At 60.2% G+C, this 14,450-nt stretch carries 14 protein-coding genes; 13 read left to right on the top strand and 1 reads right to left on the bottom strand.

Annotated features, from left to right (window positions below; genetic code table 11):
• Positions 1-175 precede the first annotated feature (175 nt).
• The 5 genes from hslU to C3938_RS07050 all read left to right on the top strand — a co-directional run bounded on the left by hslU (position 176) and on the right by C3938_RS07050 (position 7,584).
• Positions 176-1,489, top strand: a complete 1,314-nt coding sequence (hslU, locus tag C3938_RS07070) for an ATP-dependent protease ATPase subunit HslU (protein ID WP_105102472.1) — start codon at positions 176-178, stop codon at positions 1,487-1,489.
• Between the two features lie 181 nt (positions 1,490-1,670).
• Positions 1,671-2,048 (top strand): gamma-butyrobetaine hydroxylase-like domain-containing protein, encoded by a 378-nt coding sequence (locus C3938_RS07065; protein ID WP_105102471.1) that lies wholly within the window; start codon positions 1,671-1,673, stop codon positions 2,046-2,048.
• 153 nt (positions 2,049-2,201) lie between these two features.
• The gene (locus C3938_RS07060) at positions 2,202-4,070 is read left to right on the top strand and encodes a PhoX family protein (RefSeq protein WP_105102470.1); all 1,869 of its coding nucleotides are present in this window, start codon (positions 2,202-2,204) and stop codon (positions 4,068-4,070) included.
• A 79-nt stretch (positions 4,071-4,149) separates the two neighbouring features.
• Positions 4,150-5,805, top strand: a complete 1,656-nt coding sequence (locus C3938_RS07055; protein WP_199775503.1) for a hypothetical protein — start codon at positions 4,150-4,152, stop codon at positions 5,803-5,805.
• 222 nt (positions 5,806-6,027) lie between these two features.
• The gene (locus tag C3938_RS07050; RefSeq protein ID WP_105102468.1) at positions 6,028-7,584 is read left to right on the top strand and encodes an alkaline phosphatase; all 1,557 of its coding nucleotides are present in this window, start codon (positions 6,028-6,030) and stop codon (positions 7,582-7,584) included.
• Positions 7,585-7,592: 8 nt separating this feature from the next.
• On the opposite strand, the gene C3938_RS07045 is transcribed toward C3938_RS07050, so the two are convergent.
• Positions 7,593-8,456, bottom strand: coding sequence for a CHAD domain-containing protein (locus tag C3938_RS07045; protein WP_158681594.1), 864 nt, complete (start codon positions 8,454-8,456; stop codon positions 7,593-7,595).
• Positions 8,457-8,570: 114 nt separating this feature from the next.
• On the opposite strand from C3938_RS07045, the gene ubiE reads away from it, so the two are divergent.
• The 8 genes from ubiE to tatC all read left to right on the top strand — a co-directional run bounded on the left by ubiE (position 8,571) and on the right by tatC (position 14,449).
• Positions 8,571-9,320 (top strand): bifunctional demethylmenaquinone methyltransferase/2-methoxy-6-polyprenyl-1,4-benzoquinol methylase UbiE, encoded by a 750-nt coding sequence (ubiE, locus tag C3938_RS07040; protein WP_105102466.1) that lies wholly within the window; start codon positions 8,571-8,573, stop codon positions 9,318-9,320.
• 181 nt (positions 9,321-9,501) lie between these two features.
• Positions 9,502-10,176 (top strand): ubiquinone biosynthesis accessory factor UbiJ, encoded by a 675-nt coding sequence (locus C3938_RS07035; RefSeq protein WP_105102465.1) that lies wholly within the window; start codon positions 9,502-9,504, stop codon positions 10,174-10,176.
• Positions 10,177-10,180: 4 nt separating this feature from the next.
• Entirely contained in the window at positions 10,181-11,818 is a 1,638-nt protein-coding gene (ubiB, locus tag C3938_RS07030) for a ubiquinone biosynthesis regulatory protein kinase UbiB (RefSeq protein ID WP_233998701.1), read from the top strand.
• Positions 11,819-11,895: 77 nt separating this feature from the next.
• Positions 11,896-12,294: a phosphoribosyl-AMP cyclohydrolase gene (gene hisI / locus C3938_RS07025; RefSeq protein WP_105102463.1), complete on the top strand. Its 399-nt coding sequence runs from the start codon at positions 11,896-11,898 to the stop codon at positions 12,292-12,294.
• A gap of 20 nt (positions 12,295-12,314) precedes the next feature.
• Positions 12,315-12,662, top strand: coding sequence for a phosphoribosyl-ATP diphosphatase (locus tag C3938_RS07020; protein ID WP_105102462.1), 348 nt, complete (start codon positions 12,315-12,317; stop codon positions 12,660-12,662).
• Between the two features lie 60 nt (positions 12,663-12,722).
• Positions 12,723-12,968, top strand: coding sequence for a twin-arginine translocase TatA/TatE family subunit (gene tatA, locus C3938_RS07015; protein WP_105102461.1), 246 nt, complete (start codon positions 12,723-12,725; stop codon positions 12,966-12,968).
• A gap of 29 nt (positions 12,969-12,997) precedes the next feature.
• Positions 12,998-13,660, top strand: coding sequence for a Sec-independent protein translocase protein TatB (gene tatB / locus C3938_RS07010; protein WP_105102460.1), 663 nt, complete (start codon positions 12,998-13,000; stop codon positions 13,658-13,660).
• Positions 13,661-13,705: 45 nt separating this feature from the next.
• Positions 13,706-14,449, top strand: a complete 744-nt coding sequence (gene tatC, locus C3938_RS07005; RefSeq protein ID WP_105102459.1) for a twin-arginine translocase subunit TatC — start codon at positions 13,706-13,708, stop codon at positions 14,447-14,449.
• The last annotated feature ends 1 nt before the right edge of the window (position 14,450 follow it).

Genomic DNA, 14,450 nt, shown 5'->3' with positions numbered 1-14,450 from the left:
GTGGGGTGCCGGGTACAGGTTTTTGAAAGCGTCGGCGACAGGGACGTCGCCGACGCAGCGTACAGGGATGTATTCACAGCGGTTTCAAAAACCTGTACCCGGTGCCCCGCCGCCACCGCACCAGCCTCAAAGCGAACCACGCTAGAGCAATGCGAAAAGAATCCGAGTAAAGACCATGTCCATGACCCCCAGAGAAATCGTCCACGAACTCGACCGCCATATCGTCGGCCAGCACGACGCCAAGCGCGCCGTCGCCATCGCGCTGCGCAACCGCTGGCGCCGCATGCAGGTCAACGAAGAACTGCGTGTGGAAATCACCCCAAAAAACATCCTCATGATCGGCCCCACCGGCGTCGGCAAAACCGAAATCGCCCGCCGCCTCGCCAAACTCGCCGGTGCACCCTTTATCAAAGTCGAAGCCACCAAATTCACCGAAGTCGGCTACGTCGGCCGCGATGTCGAATCCATCGTGCGCGACCTCGTCGAAATGGCCGTGAAACTCGAACGCGAACGCGCCATGGAGTCCGTCAAACAGCGCGCCATGGACGCCGCCGAAGAGCGCGTACTCGACGCCCTGCTGCCCCCCGCGCGCAACACCGAGCCCGGCGACAAAGACTCCAGCACCCGCCAGGTTTTCCGCAAAAAATTGCGCGAGGGTGAGCTTAACGACAAGGAAATCGAAATCGACGTGTCCGCCGCGCCCGTGGGTGTCGAAATCATGGCACCCCCTGGAATGGAGGAAATGACCAATCAGCTGCAGGGCATGTTCTCCAACATGTCCAAGGGCAAAACCCAGAAGCGCAAACTCACCGTCAAAAAAGCCCTCAAGCAGCTCACCGACGACGAAGCCGCGAAAATGATCAACGACGAAGAGATCAAGACCCGCGCCATCCAGTCCGCCGAGCAGAACGGTATCGTATTTATCGATGAGATCGACAAGGTCGCCAAGCGCCAGGGCAACAGCGGAGCCGACGTCTCCCGTGAAGGTGTGCAGCGCGACCTGCTGCCGCTGATCGAAGGCTGCACCGTCACCACCAAATACGGCATGTTGAAGACCGACCACATCCTGTTTATTGCCTCCGGTGCCTTCCACCTGGCCAAACCTTCCGACCTGATTCCCGAACTGCAGGGGCGTCTGCCGATTCGCGTAGAGCTGAGTTCACTCACCTCCAACGATTTCCAGCGCATCCTCACCGAGCCCAGCGCCTCACTCACCGAACAGCAGAAAGCGCTGCTCGCTACCGAAGGCGTTGATCTCAGCTTCACCGACGATGGCATCCGCCGTATCGCGGAAGTGGCGTATGACGTGAATGAATCCACGGAAAATATCGGCGCGCGCCGGTTGCACACCGTGCTGGAAAGGTTGCTGGAAGAAATTTCCTTTGCCGGTGGCGACGGAGAATCCAAAGTGATGATCGACGCGGCCTATGTGGACAAACACCTGGGGGAACTGAGCAGGGACGAAGACCTGTCGCGCTTTATCCTCTGATCTGATGGTATTGCACCCTGTGGGAGCCTGCTTGCAGGGCCAATTTGAGCGCATAGCGAGCACGGCTCGCTGCTCAAGTTGGCGCCAGACCAAGGATGGTCTGGCCGGACGTCTCCCCGTGGATGGCTGCTAGCAATAAATTTGCAAGTTTGCCGAGAAGAAAATCACCCCGGAATTTTCCATGCAGCCGCCCAAAAAAATCCGCCTCGACAAAGCTAGTAAAAAACTCATCCTGCACTACGGCGATGCCGAGTTCGAGCTTTCCGCCGAATACCTCCGCGTCCACTCTCCCAGCGCGGAAGTGCGCGGCCACGGTATCGGCGAAGGCACCCTGGTCAGTGGCAAAATGCATGTTGGTATCGACAGGGTCGCCTCCGCCGGCCGCTATGCATTGCAGATTTTTTTCGATGACGGTCACGACAGCGGCATCTACACCTGGAGTTACCTGCGCGAACTGTGCGACACCCGCGAGGAAAAATGGCGGGCCTATCTCGAGCGCCTGCAGCGGGAAGGCAGAGGCCGGGACCCCGACGAAAGCGCGGTAAAATTTATCGGTTGAGTAAAAAGCGCCCTGCCCCGGGTTGTGATCCGAATCCCGATTCACGAAATCTTCATCCACCCGTCACACGGACGGGTTTACCTGTCACGCCCCTGTCACTTCCGGTCGTTTAAATCCCTGCGCAAAATAATTTTGAGCTTGGGGGCTTGAACGATGATTTCCTTATCCAATCCGCCGCAGGTGCTTTCAAAAACACCGCTGGCGCTAAAACTGGGTTTGCTGCTCACCGCCATTGTGCTGCTTCCCGCCTGCAGTGACGACAACGACCGCAACGATCCGCCGGTAGTCACCCCGGATCCAAACCCCGGCGACGGCAGCGACGAACCCACGGTGCGTACCCTCAGTTTCACCGGCGTCGCGGCCCCGGCCACCGATATGGAAAAGCGTCAGATTCTCGCCTCGCCGAAGGTAACCGTGGACGGCGAGGAATACGAAATCGGCTTCCACACCCTGCTGCGCTCCGGTGACTCGGTCAACAGCACGGTGGTGTTCGGCCAGCTGGTGGATGCCGCCGGCCAACCGCTGTACGACGAAGATGGTCTGCTGAAGGTCACCGACGCCAACGAACACACATCGCTGCTGCCGGTGGGCGATCGCCTGTTCTCCGTGTCGCAGATGGAAACCCGTCCCGGTGCCATGTTCCTGCTGGAGCTGGACCAGAATCCGGAAACCGGTGTGCTCAGGACCAAAGACCTGTGGCAGATCGACCAGTCCGGCGTGGATGGCGGTTGGGTGCACTGCGCGGCCTCGGTCACCCCCTGGAATGCGCATCTCGCGTCGGAAGAATACGAGCCGGACGCGCGCGCTCTGCCCACCGGGGCCGAAGCGGCAGCCGACATTTACTCCGCTGGCATGCTGGAGTACTACGCCGACGATGGCCAGTGGAACCCCTATTTCTACGGCTGGAATATCGAGATCAATGTAAACGCCGAGGGCGATGCCGCCCCCTCCACCGATCTGGTCAAGCACTACGCCATGGGGCGCCTCGCATTCGAACTGTCCTACGTGATGCCCGACAGCAAGACCGTCTACATGACCGACGACGGCACCAACGTTGGCCTGTTCATGTTCGTCGCGGATACCGCTGGCGACCTGAGCGCGGGTACCGTGTACGCGGCCAAGTGGAACCAGACCTCTGCCGAGGGCCTCGGCAGTGCCGACCTCCAGTGGGTGTCTCTCGGCCACGCCACCGATGACGAAATCCGCGCGGCGGTGCACGGCAGTGAAGGCGTTCCCGCGGTCACATTTGACGATATTTTCGAAGTGGACGCCGAAGGCTGTGTGGCAACCGCCACCAACGGCAACAGCGAGTGTCTGAGCCTGAAACCGGGTATGGAAAAAATCGCCTCGCGTCTCGAGACCCGCCGCTATGCGGCACTGATGGGTGCCACCACGGAATTCCGCAAGGAAGAAGGCGTTACCTTCGATCCCGACGGAAGCAAGTTGTACGTGGCCATGAGTGAAGTGCGCAGTGGCATGACCGACGGCACCGGGCATATCCAGATTGCCGAGAGCAATGCCTGTGGCGCGGTGTACCAGCTGGACGTGGCCGCCGACAGCGACATCGGCTCAGAGTATGTGGCGACCAACATGTACGGCCTGATCGGCGGTATTCCCGCGCAATACGATAAAGGCAGCACCTTCGCCGGTAACACCTGCGATATCGACGCCATCGCCAACCCGGACAACGTCACCTTCATCACGGGCTACAACACCCTGATCATCGGTGAGGACACCGGTTCCGGTCACCAGAACGACGTGATCTGGTCGCTGAATCTGGACGACGTGGACGCGGCGGATTCCAAGGCCGGCCTGACCCGTATCCAGACGACCCCTTATGGCTCCGAGACCACCTCCCCCTATTGGTACCCGAACATCAACGGCTTCGGTTACCTCATGAGTGTAATCCAGCACCCCTACGGCGAATCCGATGATAATCAGCTGGCCCCGGGCTCGCTGGAACACCGCGCCTACACCGGTTACGTCGGCCCCTTCCCGGCAATGGATGTCGCCGCCGAGTAACCGATCTCTCTGAGCCCGTCCTCCCGTCATTCCCGCCCGTGCGGGAATGACGGTCTGATCCAATCGTCGAGTGAAAGTCATGCGCACCCTTTTTCCCGCGGTGGTTGCCGCCATGCTGAGTGGCAATGCCGTGTCCATGGATACGGACAACCTGGGCCGACTCTATTTGTCCAACCCCGCCGCGGTCACCCCGCCTCAGTGTTACACCAATACGGAAAATGCCGGCGGGCCCGCGAGCAATCCCTGCTACGTCTGCCACACCAGCAGTCAGGCCCCGAATTTCACCAATGATCTCGATCTGCAGCTGGTGTACGACTTTGCCGAACCCGCGCGTGCGAATCGTTGGCTTAATTCCTTCAAGGATCGCAGCGACTATCTCGCGTCTGTGAGCGACAAGGCGATTCTCGACTATGTACGCGAGGACAATTTCCGCACGCAGGATGGCCGTATTCCGCTCGCGGAAAAACTCACGCAACAATTGCCGGCGTCCTGGGACGGCAATCAAAACGGTATCTGGGATGGCTATGTTCCCGATGTCGGGTTTGATTTCGATGGCGAGGGCTTTGATCGCGACAGCGCAGGAAAACCGACCGGCTGGCGCGCACTGGCGTATACGCCGTTTCCCGGCACCTTCTTTCCCACCAACGGATCCACCGACGACGTACTGATCCGCCTGCCGGTTATGTATCAGCGTGACGAAAAGGGCAATTACAGCCGCGACGTGTACCGGGTGAATCTCGCCATTGTCGAGGCGCTGATCAAGCGAGCGGATGTCGCCATTGCCCCGGTGGATGAAAGCCGCCTAAACGTGGATCTCGACAAAAATGGTGAGCTCACCACCGCGACACACATCGTATATGACTGGGAACCGCTCAAGCAGCGCTTCATGTCCTACGTGGGCGAAGCACGTCTCGCCCAGCTGAGCAAAGCAGCTCCGCTGTCTGGAGGCTCCTATCCACTCGGTACCGAGTTCCTGCACAGTGTGCGCTACCTCGATGTCAGTGCGGATGGCGAGGTGCGTATGGCGCCACGTATGAAAGAGCTGCGCTACGCGAAAAAGGTACGCTGGGTGACCTATTTTCAGCACCGTGAACTCGCCGCCGATGAGCTCAAGGACGCGCACGATTTTCCCGATCGTCTGGAGCCGGTGGTGGGCGATATCGAGCGCGGTGTCAGCAACCGACGCGGCTGGCGCTACAGCGGATTTATCGAGGATGCTGACGGTGATCTGCGCCCGCAGTCGTTTGAAGAACTCGCCACCTGTACCGGTTGCCACGGCGCCATCGGCGCCAATATGGATGGAGGTTTCGCCATGACCCGCAAGCTGGATGCGGCCGACAGCTTCCAGCGCGGCTGGTACCACTGGAGCCAGAAGCCGCTGGCGGGTATCCGTGAGCCATTGCGCGAGGATGGTCGCGGCGAATACGCGTTCTACCTGCAGCAGGTGGGCAATGCCGACGAGTACCGCTCCAATGACGAGGTGCGCGCGAATTTCTTTGATGAAACCGGCAGTCTGAAAACGGCGATGCTCGAACGCCTGGCCGCTGATATCAACGCCCTGATCATGCCGTCGCCGCGCCGCGCACTGGACCTGAACAAGGCCTACCGCGCGATCGTCGAAGAGCAGAGCTACCGCGAGGGCCGCGATGCGGTGCTGGCACCGCGCGCAAACCTCCTGCGCGAGGTAAGCGAGGGGCAGGAAACCGGCGTGGAGCAGGTTCTCTCCTACCGCTGATTCCGAGTACCCTGCAGGAGCCAGCTTGTATTGGCGCCAGGCCAAGGATGGCCTGGCAGGTTTTAGCTCCATGGACGGCTGCTTGAGTTGCGCCTTTCCAATTTGCCTACAAGGCGCACACGGTTGGACATTCAGTTATCGAAGGACTCGTCACCATTCTGTAATATGCCCCCAGTCTAATTGGCGCCGTTCTTTTTGCCTGATTTGCCCGGGGGTAACGTAATGATCCGCAAATCCATCGCCGCAGCGCTCGCCTGTGTTCTCTCTACCGCCACCCTGTCCGCCGCGCTCGCGGCTGAAAAGCTGCCCGACAGCCAGCGCAACAGCCACTGGTTCAATGGCGCCCAGAGCCGCCTGCAACAGGCCGCTGAGGTCGAGATCAACAATAAACGCGGTGCGGCAAAGAATGTGATTCTGTTTGTCGGTGACGGCATGGGTATCTCCACCGTCACTGCCGCGCGTATTCTCGCCGGCCAGATGCAGGGCAACACCGGCGAGGAAAATTTCCTGAGTTTCGAGAAGATGCCTTTTGCCGGGCTGATCAAAACCTACAACACCAACCAGCAGACCCCGGATTCCGCCGGCACCGCCAGTGCCCTGCTGAGCGGCGTGAAAACCAAAGCCGGGTTTATCGGCGTGGATGAATCCGTCGCCCGCGGAGACTGTAAGGCGAGCCTCGCCCGCCCGCTGACCACCGCTCTGGAGCTCGCGGAAGCCCGCGGCAAGAGCACCGGTATCATCAGCACCGCGCGCATCACCCACGCCACTCCCGCCGCCAGCTACGCCAAGGTGCCGGAGCGCGACTGGGAATACACCGCACCGGAAGGCTGTCGCGACATAGCCGCGCAACTGGTGGAAATGCCGGTGGGCGATGGCATCGATGTGATCATGGGCGGTGGGCGCCGCGGCTTTCTGCCCATAGATGTCGTCGATCTGGAAGGCACTGCTGGCAAGCGTGAGGATGGCCGCAATCTGGTGAATGAGTGGCAGAAGCGCTACGGCAAGAACGCGGTGTATATCGAAGACCGGGCCGGCTTCGACAAAGTGAAGGGCGGCTCCAGCGACAAGCTGCTCGGCCTGTTCCAGCCCTCCCACATGCGTTACGAATCCGACCGCAAGAACGACAAGGCCGGTGAGCCCTCCCTCAGTGAGATGACCGCGAAGGGCCTGGAGCTGCTGCAGAAAAACAAGGATGGTTATTTCCTGCTGGTGGAGGGTGGGCGCATCGACCACGGTCACCACGCCGGCAACGCCTACAACGCGCTGCACGATGCGGTGGAATTTGCCAACGCGGTGCAGGTGGCGATGGACAACACCGATGCCAGGGACACCCTGATTATCGTCACCGCTGACCACAGCCACACCTTCACCATCGCCGGCTACCCCACCCGCGGCAACCCGATTCTCGGCAAGGTGGTGGGCAATGACGAGCGTGGCGAACCTAACAAGACCCCGGATCTCGCCGGCGACGGCAAACCCTACACCACCGTCGGCTACGCCAATGGCCAGGGTTTTGCGGACCTGGGCAAGGAAACCGATTCCGACAACCGCCGCGACACCCACACCCACGCCGGGCGTGCGGATATCAGCAAGGTGAATACGCAGAATCCGGGGTTTTTCCAGGAGGCGCTGGTGCCTACGTCAGGGGAAACCCACGGCGGTGAAGATGTGGGCATCTGGGCGCGCGGTCCAGGTTCACAGCTGATATCCGGCACACACGAGCAGAATTATGTATTTCATGTGATGGCCCACGCCGCAGGGTTGCTGGCGGACAAGTAATTCCGCGCTTATTCGGCTGTGGGAAGCTTGCACTTGCGCTGGGACTTCCAGCGCTTGTGCTCAAACAGACAGCGGCACTCCCGCTCAATCACTGTCCGCAGCGCCTCCAGCCGTTGCCGGGCACTATCCAGCAGTGGTATCAGTTCCTTTTCCGTCTTTGCGTCCAGGGTAGCTTTGTGCGTTGCCAGATAGGCGCACAGCAGGCGCAGATCGCGCCAGTCGCCCAGCGCACTGGCCAGAATTTTCAACCGCGCCCGGCGGCGGCCGATTTTTTTCGGCTGGAGTGTCTGCAGCAGTCGGGTGTGGTACCACTGATCCTTGACTCGCTTGCGCAGGGTGTGGATGGCAGTGTCATCGTACTTATCCAGTGCCTTCTGTGCGGCTTTGAACGTGCGCCGATAACTGCGCGCGTAACCGCGCTTCAGATCCTTCCTGTCGAGCCCGCCAAATGCGTGGTTGCCGATATGCTCTGCACCCTGCTGCAGCAATTCTCTCGCCTGTTGCAGTGCATCCTGCGTATCGCCGGTGTCGATTCGGGACTGGAGCAGCGCCGCCGTCTCGGGAAACCGCTCGCCACCCAACTGCCTGACCAGGGCATCGTGGAGGGAAACGGCATCGCGACTAGCGGATAACAGCTCCGCAATGCGGCGATAGTGGGCATTCTCGAAGCGGTAGTATTTCTCGGTCCGGTCGTCGGTTTTCTGCAGCAAACGTGCCAGAGCGCGCATTTTTTTGCAGTGTTTGCGGATCTGGTGGGTGGCTCCTTCCTTGTCCGGTTGAGTACAGGTCCGGAGCGCTGCAGAAATCTGCTCTCCGCCAATCCGCTGCATTTCCCTGCCCGGTGGTTCCTGGGGGTGGAAGCGGTAGCTCATGGTAATTCCAAATTTCCGTACTGGCTTTAGTGTAGGGCTGCACTGTCCCGGCGAGTGCCCACGGGGCCCGCCCCATGTACAATACCGCCCTGAATTTGGTACAGCAGGCGCAAGATGACCGAACGCAAGACGACCCATTTCGGCTACCAGCAGGTGCCGGTGGAAGAGAAGGCCGGACGGGTGGCGGATGTTTTTCACTCGGTGGCGGCCCGTTACGATGTGATGAACGATCTGATGTCCGGGGGGATACACCGGCTGTGGAAGCGCTTCACCATCGAGCTGTCGGCGGCGCGCCCGGGACAGACAATCCTGGATATCGCCGGGGGCACCGGGGATCTGACGGCACGGTTCTCCCGTATCGTGGGGCCCACCGGCAAGGTGGTGCTGGCGGATATCAACGAGTCCATGTTGAAGGTGGGGCGCGATCGTCTGCTGGACCGCGGTATTGCGGGCAATGTGGAGACGGTGCAGGCGGACGCCCAGTATCTGCCGTTTCCGGACGATACGTTTGACTGCATCACCATCGCGTTTGGCCTGCGCAATGTGACCGACAAGGATCTGGCGCTGCGTTCGATGCTGCGGGTATTGAAGCCCGGTGGCCGCCTGCTGGTGCTGGAGTTTTCCAAGCCGGAGTCGAAGCTGCTGGAGAAGGTCTACGACCAGTATTCATTCCGCCTGCTGCCGTTTATGGGCAAGCTGGTGGCGGACGATGCGGACAGCTACCGCTATCTGGCGGAGAGCATCCGGATGCATCCGGATCAGGAAACCCTGAAAGGCATGATGAGCGACGCGGGTTTTGTGGACTGCGAGTTCCACAATATGACCGGTGGCATTGTAGCTTTGCACAAGGGCATCAAGCCGTAGTTCCTCCGAACGTTCTTTCGCAGTCCGTGGCGGCCCGTGCAGCGGGAACCCCTCGCGAGACACGCCGTGAACCCATCCCTGGGGGCTCTTCTAAAACATCCCTGTTTTAGAAGGTCTCGCGAGGGGTTCCCGCCGCCCGGACCTTCGCATCAGCGTACATCGCACGGATTAAGCCTCGATAATGACCGACCCTACCTTCCGCGCCGGCTTCGACGCCACCTTGGAAACCGCCATCAATACCGCACTCCGCTACGACCCGGGCAGCCGCGCGCGCCTGACAAAACTGGCGGGCAAGGTGCTGGGGGTTAATCTCACCGCGCCGGCCATGAACCTGTTTCTGGTCATCGACGACGAGGATGATGAAGGCGCTGAGTTTGGTGGAAATTGTATCGAGGTGCACAGCCGCTGGAGCGGTGAGGTGACCACGGAGCTGTCCGGCTCGGCGCTGGCCTTCCTGCAACTGCTGAAAAACCGCGATGCCACGCCGGCGAAGCTCGGGGTGACGGTGCGTGGTTCCAGTGCGCTGCTGGCGGAGCTGCAATCCATCCTGCGGGATCTGGATATCGACTGGGAGGAGCCGCTGGCAAAGCTGATCGGTGATGCACCGGCGCACCAGCTCGGCACCGGTATTCGCATGGCGGCGAGCTGGCTGAAAGACGCGCTGGGTGCGGCGCCCAAGGCGAGCGCTGAGGCGGTGAGTGAGGAGTGGCGGATGACGCCGCCGCAGGCGCAGTTTGAGGCGTTTGCGGAGGATGTGGCCGGGTTTGCCCAGGGGGTGGACCGGCTGGAGGCGCGCATCGCGATTCTGCGCCGCAAAGTTGAAGGCCGGAACCAGAACGATGGCGGGGAGAAGTAGGAACGTGCCAATTGCCAGAAGTCTGACCATCGCGCAGGTATTCCTGCGCTATCGCCTGAATGAACTGATTCCCGCGGAGCATCAGCCCCTGTGGCTGCGGGCGCTGTGGGCGCCGGCGAAGTTGCTGCCGCAGAGCAGTAAAACGAAGAATATGGGCCGCGGTGAGCGGTTGCGGCGGGCGCTGGAGGATCTGGGGCCGATCTATGTGAAGTTCGGTCAGTTGCTTTCCACCCGCCCGGACCTGTTGCCGGTGGATATGGTGCAGGAGCTGAACCGGCTGCAGGACAATGTGCCGCCGTTCCCCGCAGACCAGTGTATTGCGCGTATCGAGGCGGCATTGGGTGCAACCGTGGACGAGCTGTTTGCGGAGTTTGAGCGCGAACCGCTGGCCTCTGCCTCGGTGGCACAGGTGCATGCGGCGAAGCTGAAAGACAGACAGGGTGCACCCGGCCAGTCGGTGGTGGTGAAGGTACTACGCCCCGGCATCAATAAAGTGATCCAGCAGGATCTGGAGTTGCTGCACTACATCGCCCGCTGGATCGAGCGCTATCTGCCGGACGGTCGTCGCATGCGCCCGGTGGAGGTGGTGGAGGATTACCGCCACACCATCGAGGGCGAGCTGGATCTGGTACGCGAGGCGTCCAATGGCTCGGAGCTAAAGCGCAATTTCACCAATTCCCCCCTGCTGTATATCCCGGAGGTGCACTGGGACTACACCCGCGAGAATGTGCTGGTGCTGGAGCGTATCGACGGTATTCCGGTGACGGACCTGGCGCAGTTGCGCGCGCAGAACACGGATATGCCGCTACTGGCGGAACGCGGGGTGGAGATCTTTTTCAAGCAGGTGTTCGAGCACAATTTCTTCCACGCGGATATGCACCCGGGCAACATCTTTGTGTCCCGCGAACACCCGGACCGCCCCAAATACATCGCCATCGACACCGCCATCGTCGGCAGCCTGACCCGTGAGGACCAGTACTATCTGGCGCGCAATTTGCTGGCTATGTTCCGGCGCGACTACCGCATGGTGGCGGAGCTGCATGTGCAGAGCGGCTGGGTGCGGCGGGATACCCCGGTAAATGCGTTTGAGGCGGCGATCCGCTCGGTGTGCGAGCCGATCTTTGAGAAACCGCTGGGCGAGATTTCGTTCGCGCGGGTGCTGATCAGCCTGTTCCAGACGGCGAGAAGGTTCGACATGGAAGTGCAGCCGCAGTTGGTGCTGTTGCAGAAGACGCTGTTGAATATTGAGGGATTGGGGCGCCAGCTTTATCCGCAACTGGATCTGTGGAAGACTGCTCATCCATTTCTGGAGCGGTGGATGCGCGAGCGTATACACCCCAAGACCATCGTCGGTGAAATTCGACGGTATGGGCCGGAATGGCTGGAAAAATTCCCGCAACTGCCGCAATTGGCGTTCTCCGCCCTGGAGCAGGGGCGGGAGCTGGGACCGCAGTTGCAGCAACTGAGTGAGCAGCTGGCGGGCAGCCGGCGCCGCGGGCGGGCGCGCTATGCGCGCATGCTGGTCGGAGGCCTGCTGGCGGCGGGCGCGGCACTGGTGGCATCGCCCGGGCTGTTGGCGCAGATTCCGGCGGCGAGCTGGGCGCTGGGGGCGGTGGGGCTGGCACTGTTGCTCTGGCCCTGATCAACCCTGTTGGCAAAACCGGAGCCGGGAAGCGGACCGGCCAGCCTACAATAACGAATGCAGTAAGGACGCGAATCGTGAGCAAAACCGATTTTACCCAGGCGGTCAGCTGGAACAGCGACGGCCTGGTACCCGCCATAGCCCAGGATGTCAAAACCGGGCGGGTATTGATGATGGCATGGATGAACGCCGAGTCCCTGCGCCTGACGGTTGAGGAAGGCCGCGCGGTCTATTGGTCGCGCTCCCGGGGCAAACTGTGGCGCAAGGGCGAGTCCTCCGGGCATGTGCAGCAGGTGCGGGAAATCCGCCTCGACTGCGACGGCGATACCATCGTATTACTGGTGGAACAGTTGGGCGGTATCGCCTGTCATACCGGGCGCACCAGCTGCTTTTATCAGGTACTGGAAAACGGCCGTTGGCAGATCCGCCAACCGGTGCTTGTTGATCCGGAAATGATTTACGCAGAGAAGAAATAGCCAGGGTAATAGACGTCGACATGAGCAACATGCTGATACAACTGGACCGGGTGCTCCGGCTGCGCATGCAACAGGGGGATGCGGAGTCCTCCTATGTGGCGAGTCTGCACCGCAAAGGGTTGAACAAGATTCTGGAAAAGGTGGGCGAGGAAGCCACCGAGCTGGTGATTGCCGCCAAGGACGCAGAGGGCAAGGGTCGCGAGAGTGAAGAACACAAGGCGCTGATCGGCGAGACCGCCGATCTCTGGTTCCACTCGCTGGTAATGCTCGCACATCTTGGGGGGGACTCCCGCGAGGTACTGGACGAGCTGGGACGTCGCTTCGGCCTGTCGGGGCTGGAAGAAAAGGCCGCGCGCCCACAGGATTGATCCAACGCCCGCAAACGCGGGACAGACACGAAACAGAGAACATTTTCAGGAGCATTTCACATGGGCATCAGCTGGCAACAATTACTGATTCTGCTGGTCATCGTACTGCTGATCTTCGGCACCAAGCGCCTGCGCAACCTCGGCGGCGACCTCGGTGGTGCCATCAAGGGCTTCAAGAAAGCCATGAAGGAAGATGGCAAGAAAGACGATGAGGACGACAAGGACCCGGAATTGCTGGGCAAGGACGACAACGTGAAACCTCAGCAGAAAACCACCTCGGATGAAAAGCAGTCCCAGGACAAATAATCCTTCGCAGGCCATTGAGCGATTGACGCGTGTTTGATATCGGATTTTTTGAGCTGCTGGTTGTGGGAATCGTTGGACTTGTGGTGATCGGCCCCGAGCGTCTTCCGGATGCCGTGCGTACCACGGTGCGCTGGTGGACCCAGATCAAGCATACACTCGGCAGTGCCCGCGAGGAGCTGGAGCGCGAAGTGGGTGCCGACGATATTCGCCGCGAACTGCACAATGAGCGCGTATTGCGCGAGTTGCGTGAAAGCAAGGCGGAAATGGAACGCACCTTCAGTGAGGCGGAAAGAAAATTTGCGCAGGATCTGAAAGACGTGCAGCGGCAGGCGGACGCACTCAAACATCCCGAGGAAGCTGCACCGCCATCGGAGCCGGATCCCCAGGCCGACCAGCTTCGCGTCGCGCAGGATTATCTGCCAGAGCAGGAAACCGGAACCCGGCGCGCCGAAGAATACCTGCCGGAAGACGATGAAAGCGACGAGGATCTGGAAGACCCGGAATATCCCGAACATCTACACGACCACGGTGATCCGGAGTACAACCCTCATCATCCGGACCACTTCAAACACGAAGAAGATGACACCTGGGCGGAAGTGGACCGCGTCGACCCGCAAGAGGCTCCCGTGAGGGACGCCGCCGACACACCACCCACAAACAAATCGCGTCCGGCGGAAGATAAGCCTCAATGAGCGACATTTCACGAGTGATAAATACGTTCCCGCGAGTGACCAGCAATGACTGACAGGGAACAACCTTTTATCGAGCACCTGATCGAGCTGCGCGATCGTCTGCTGAAAACCCTGCTGGTGGTGATTGCGATTTTTGCCTGTATGGCACCCTTCGCCAATGAGATCTACGATTTCGTCGCCGACCCGCTGCAGGCGCGTCTTACGGAAGGCGCGGGCATGATTGCCACTGAGGTCACCTCGCCTTTTCTCACCCCCTTCAAAACGACATTTGTGCTGGCGTTTTTTACCGCCATCCCGTTTGTGCTCTATCAGTTCTGGGCATTTATCGCTCCCGGTCTGTACAAGCACGAAAAACGTCTGATCGCTCCGCTGTTGTTTTCCAGTATCGTGCTGTTTTACGCCGGTATGGCGTTTGCGTATTACGTGGTATTCCCGCTGATCTTCGAATTTTTCATCAGTTCGGCGGATGCGGACATCAAGGTAATGCCGGATATCCGTATGTATCTCGATCTGGCATTGAAGCTGTTTTTTGCCTTTGGTTTTGCCTTTGAAATTCCTATCGCCACCATCGTGCTCATCTGGAGTGGCGTGGTATCGGCGCAGGACCTGGCCAAAAAACGTCCCTACGTCATCGTGGCCTGTTTCGCCATCGGCATGCTGCTGACGCCGCCAGATGTCATTTCCCAGACTCTGCTGGCCGTACCCATGTGGCTGTTGTTCGAAATCGGAGTGTTCTTTGGGCGCTGGATCAGACGCGGCAACAGAGAGGAATTGTCGGAGGAGCCCTGAG

This window comes from Microbulbifer pacificus, assembly GCF_002959965.1.
Classification (GTDB): Bacteria; Pseudomonadota; Gammaproteobacteria; order Pseudomonadales; family Cellvibrionaceae; genus Microbulbifer; species Microbulbifer pacificus_A.
Note: the sequence above shows the minus strand (reverse complement) of the source record. Positions and strands in the feature narration are given on the sequence as shown.

Excerpts from the sequence above, each read along its gene's own strand:
- C3938_RS07035 (WP_105102465.1), top strand. The coding sequence starts at position 9,502 with ATGACCGACCCTACCTTCCGCGCCGGCTTCGACGCCACCTTGGAAACC.
- C3938_RS07060 (WP_105102470.1), top strand. The coding sequence starts at position 2,202 with ATGATTTCCTTATCCAATCCGCCGCAGGTGCTTTCAAAAACACCGCTG.
- tatC (WP_105102459.1), top strand. The coding sequence starts at position 13,706 with ATGACTGACAGGGAACAACCTTTTATCGAGCACCTGATCGAGCTGCGC.
- C3938_RS07050 (WP_105102468.1), top strand. The coding sequence starts at position 6,028 with ATGATCCGCAAATCCATCGCCGCAGCGCTCGCCTGTGTTCTCTCTACC.
- C3938_RS07045 (WP_158681594.1), bottom strand. The coding sequence starts at position 8,456 with ATGAGCTACCGCTTCCACCCCCAGGAACCACCGGGCAGGGAAATGCAG.
- tatA (WP_105102461.1), top strand. The coding sequence starts at position 12,723 with ATGGGCATCAGCTGGCAACAATTACTGATTCTGCTGGTCATCGTACTG.
- C3938_RS07065 (WP_105102471.1), top strand. The coding sequence starts at position 1,671 with ATGCAGCCGCCCAAAAAAATCCGCCTCGACAAAGCTAGTAAAAAACTC.
- C3938_RS07020 (WP_105102462.1), top strand. The coding sequence starts at position 12,315 with ATGAGCAACATGCTGATACAACTGGACCGGGTGCTCCGGCTGCGCATG.
- ubiE (WP_105102466.1), top strand. The coding sequence starts at position 8,571 with ATGACCGAACGCAAGACGACCCATTTCGGCTACCAGCAGGTGCCGGTG.
- C3938_RS07055 (WP_199775503.1), top strand. The coding sequence starts at position 4,150 with ATGCGCACCCTTTTTCCCGCGGTGGTTGCCGCCATGCTGAGTGGCAAT.
- hslU (WP_105102472.1), top strand. The coding sequence starts at position 176 with ATGTCCATGACCCCCAGAGAAATCGTCCACGAACTCGACCGCCATATC.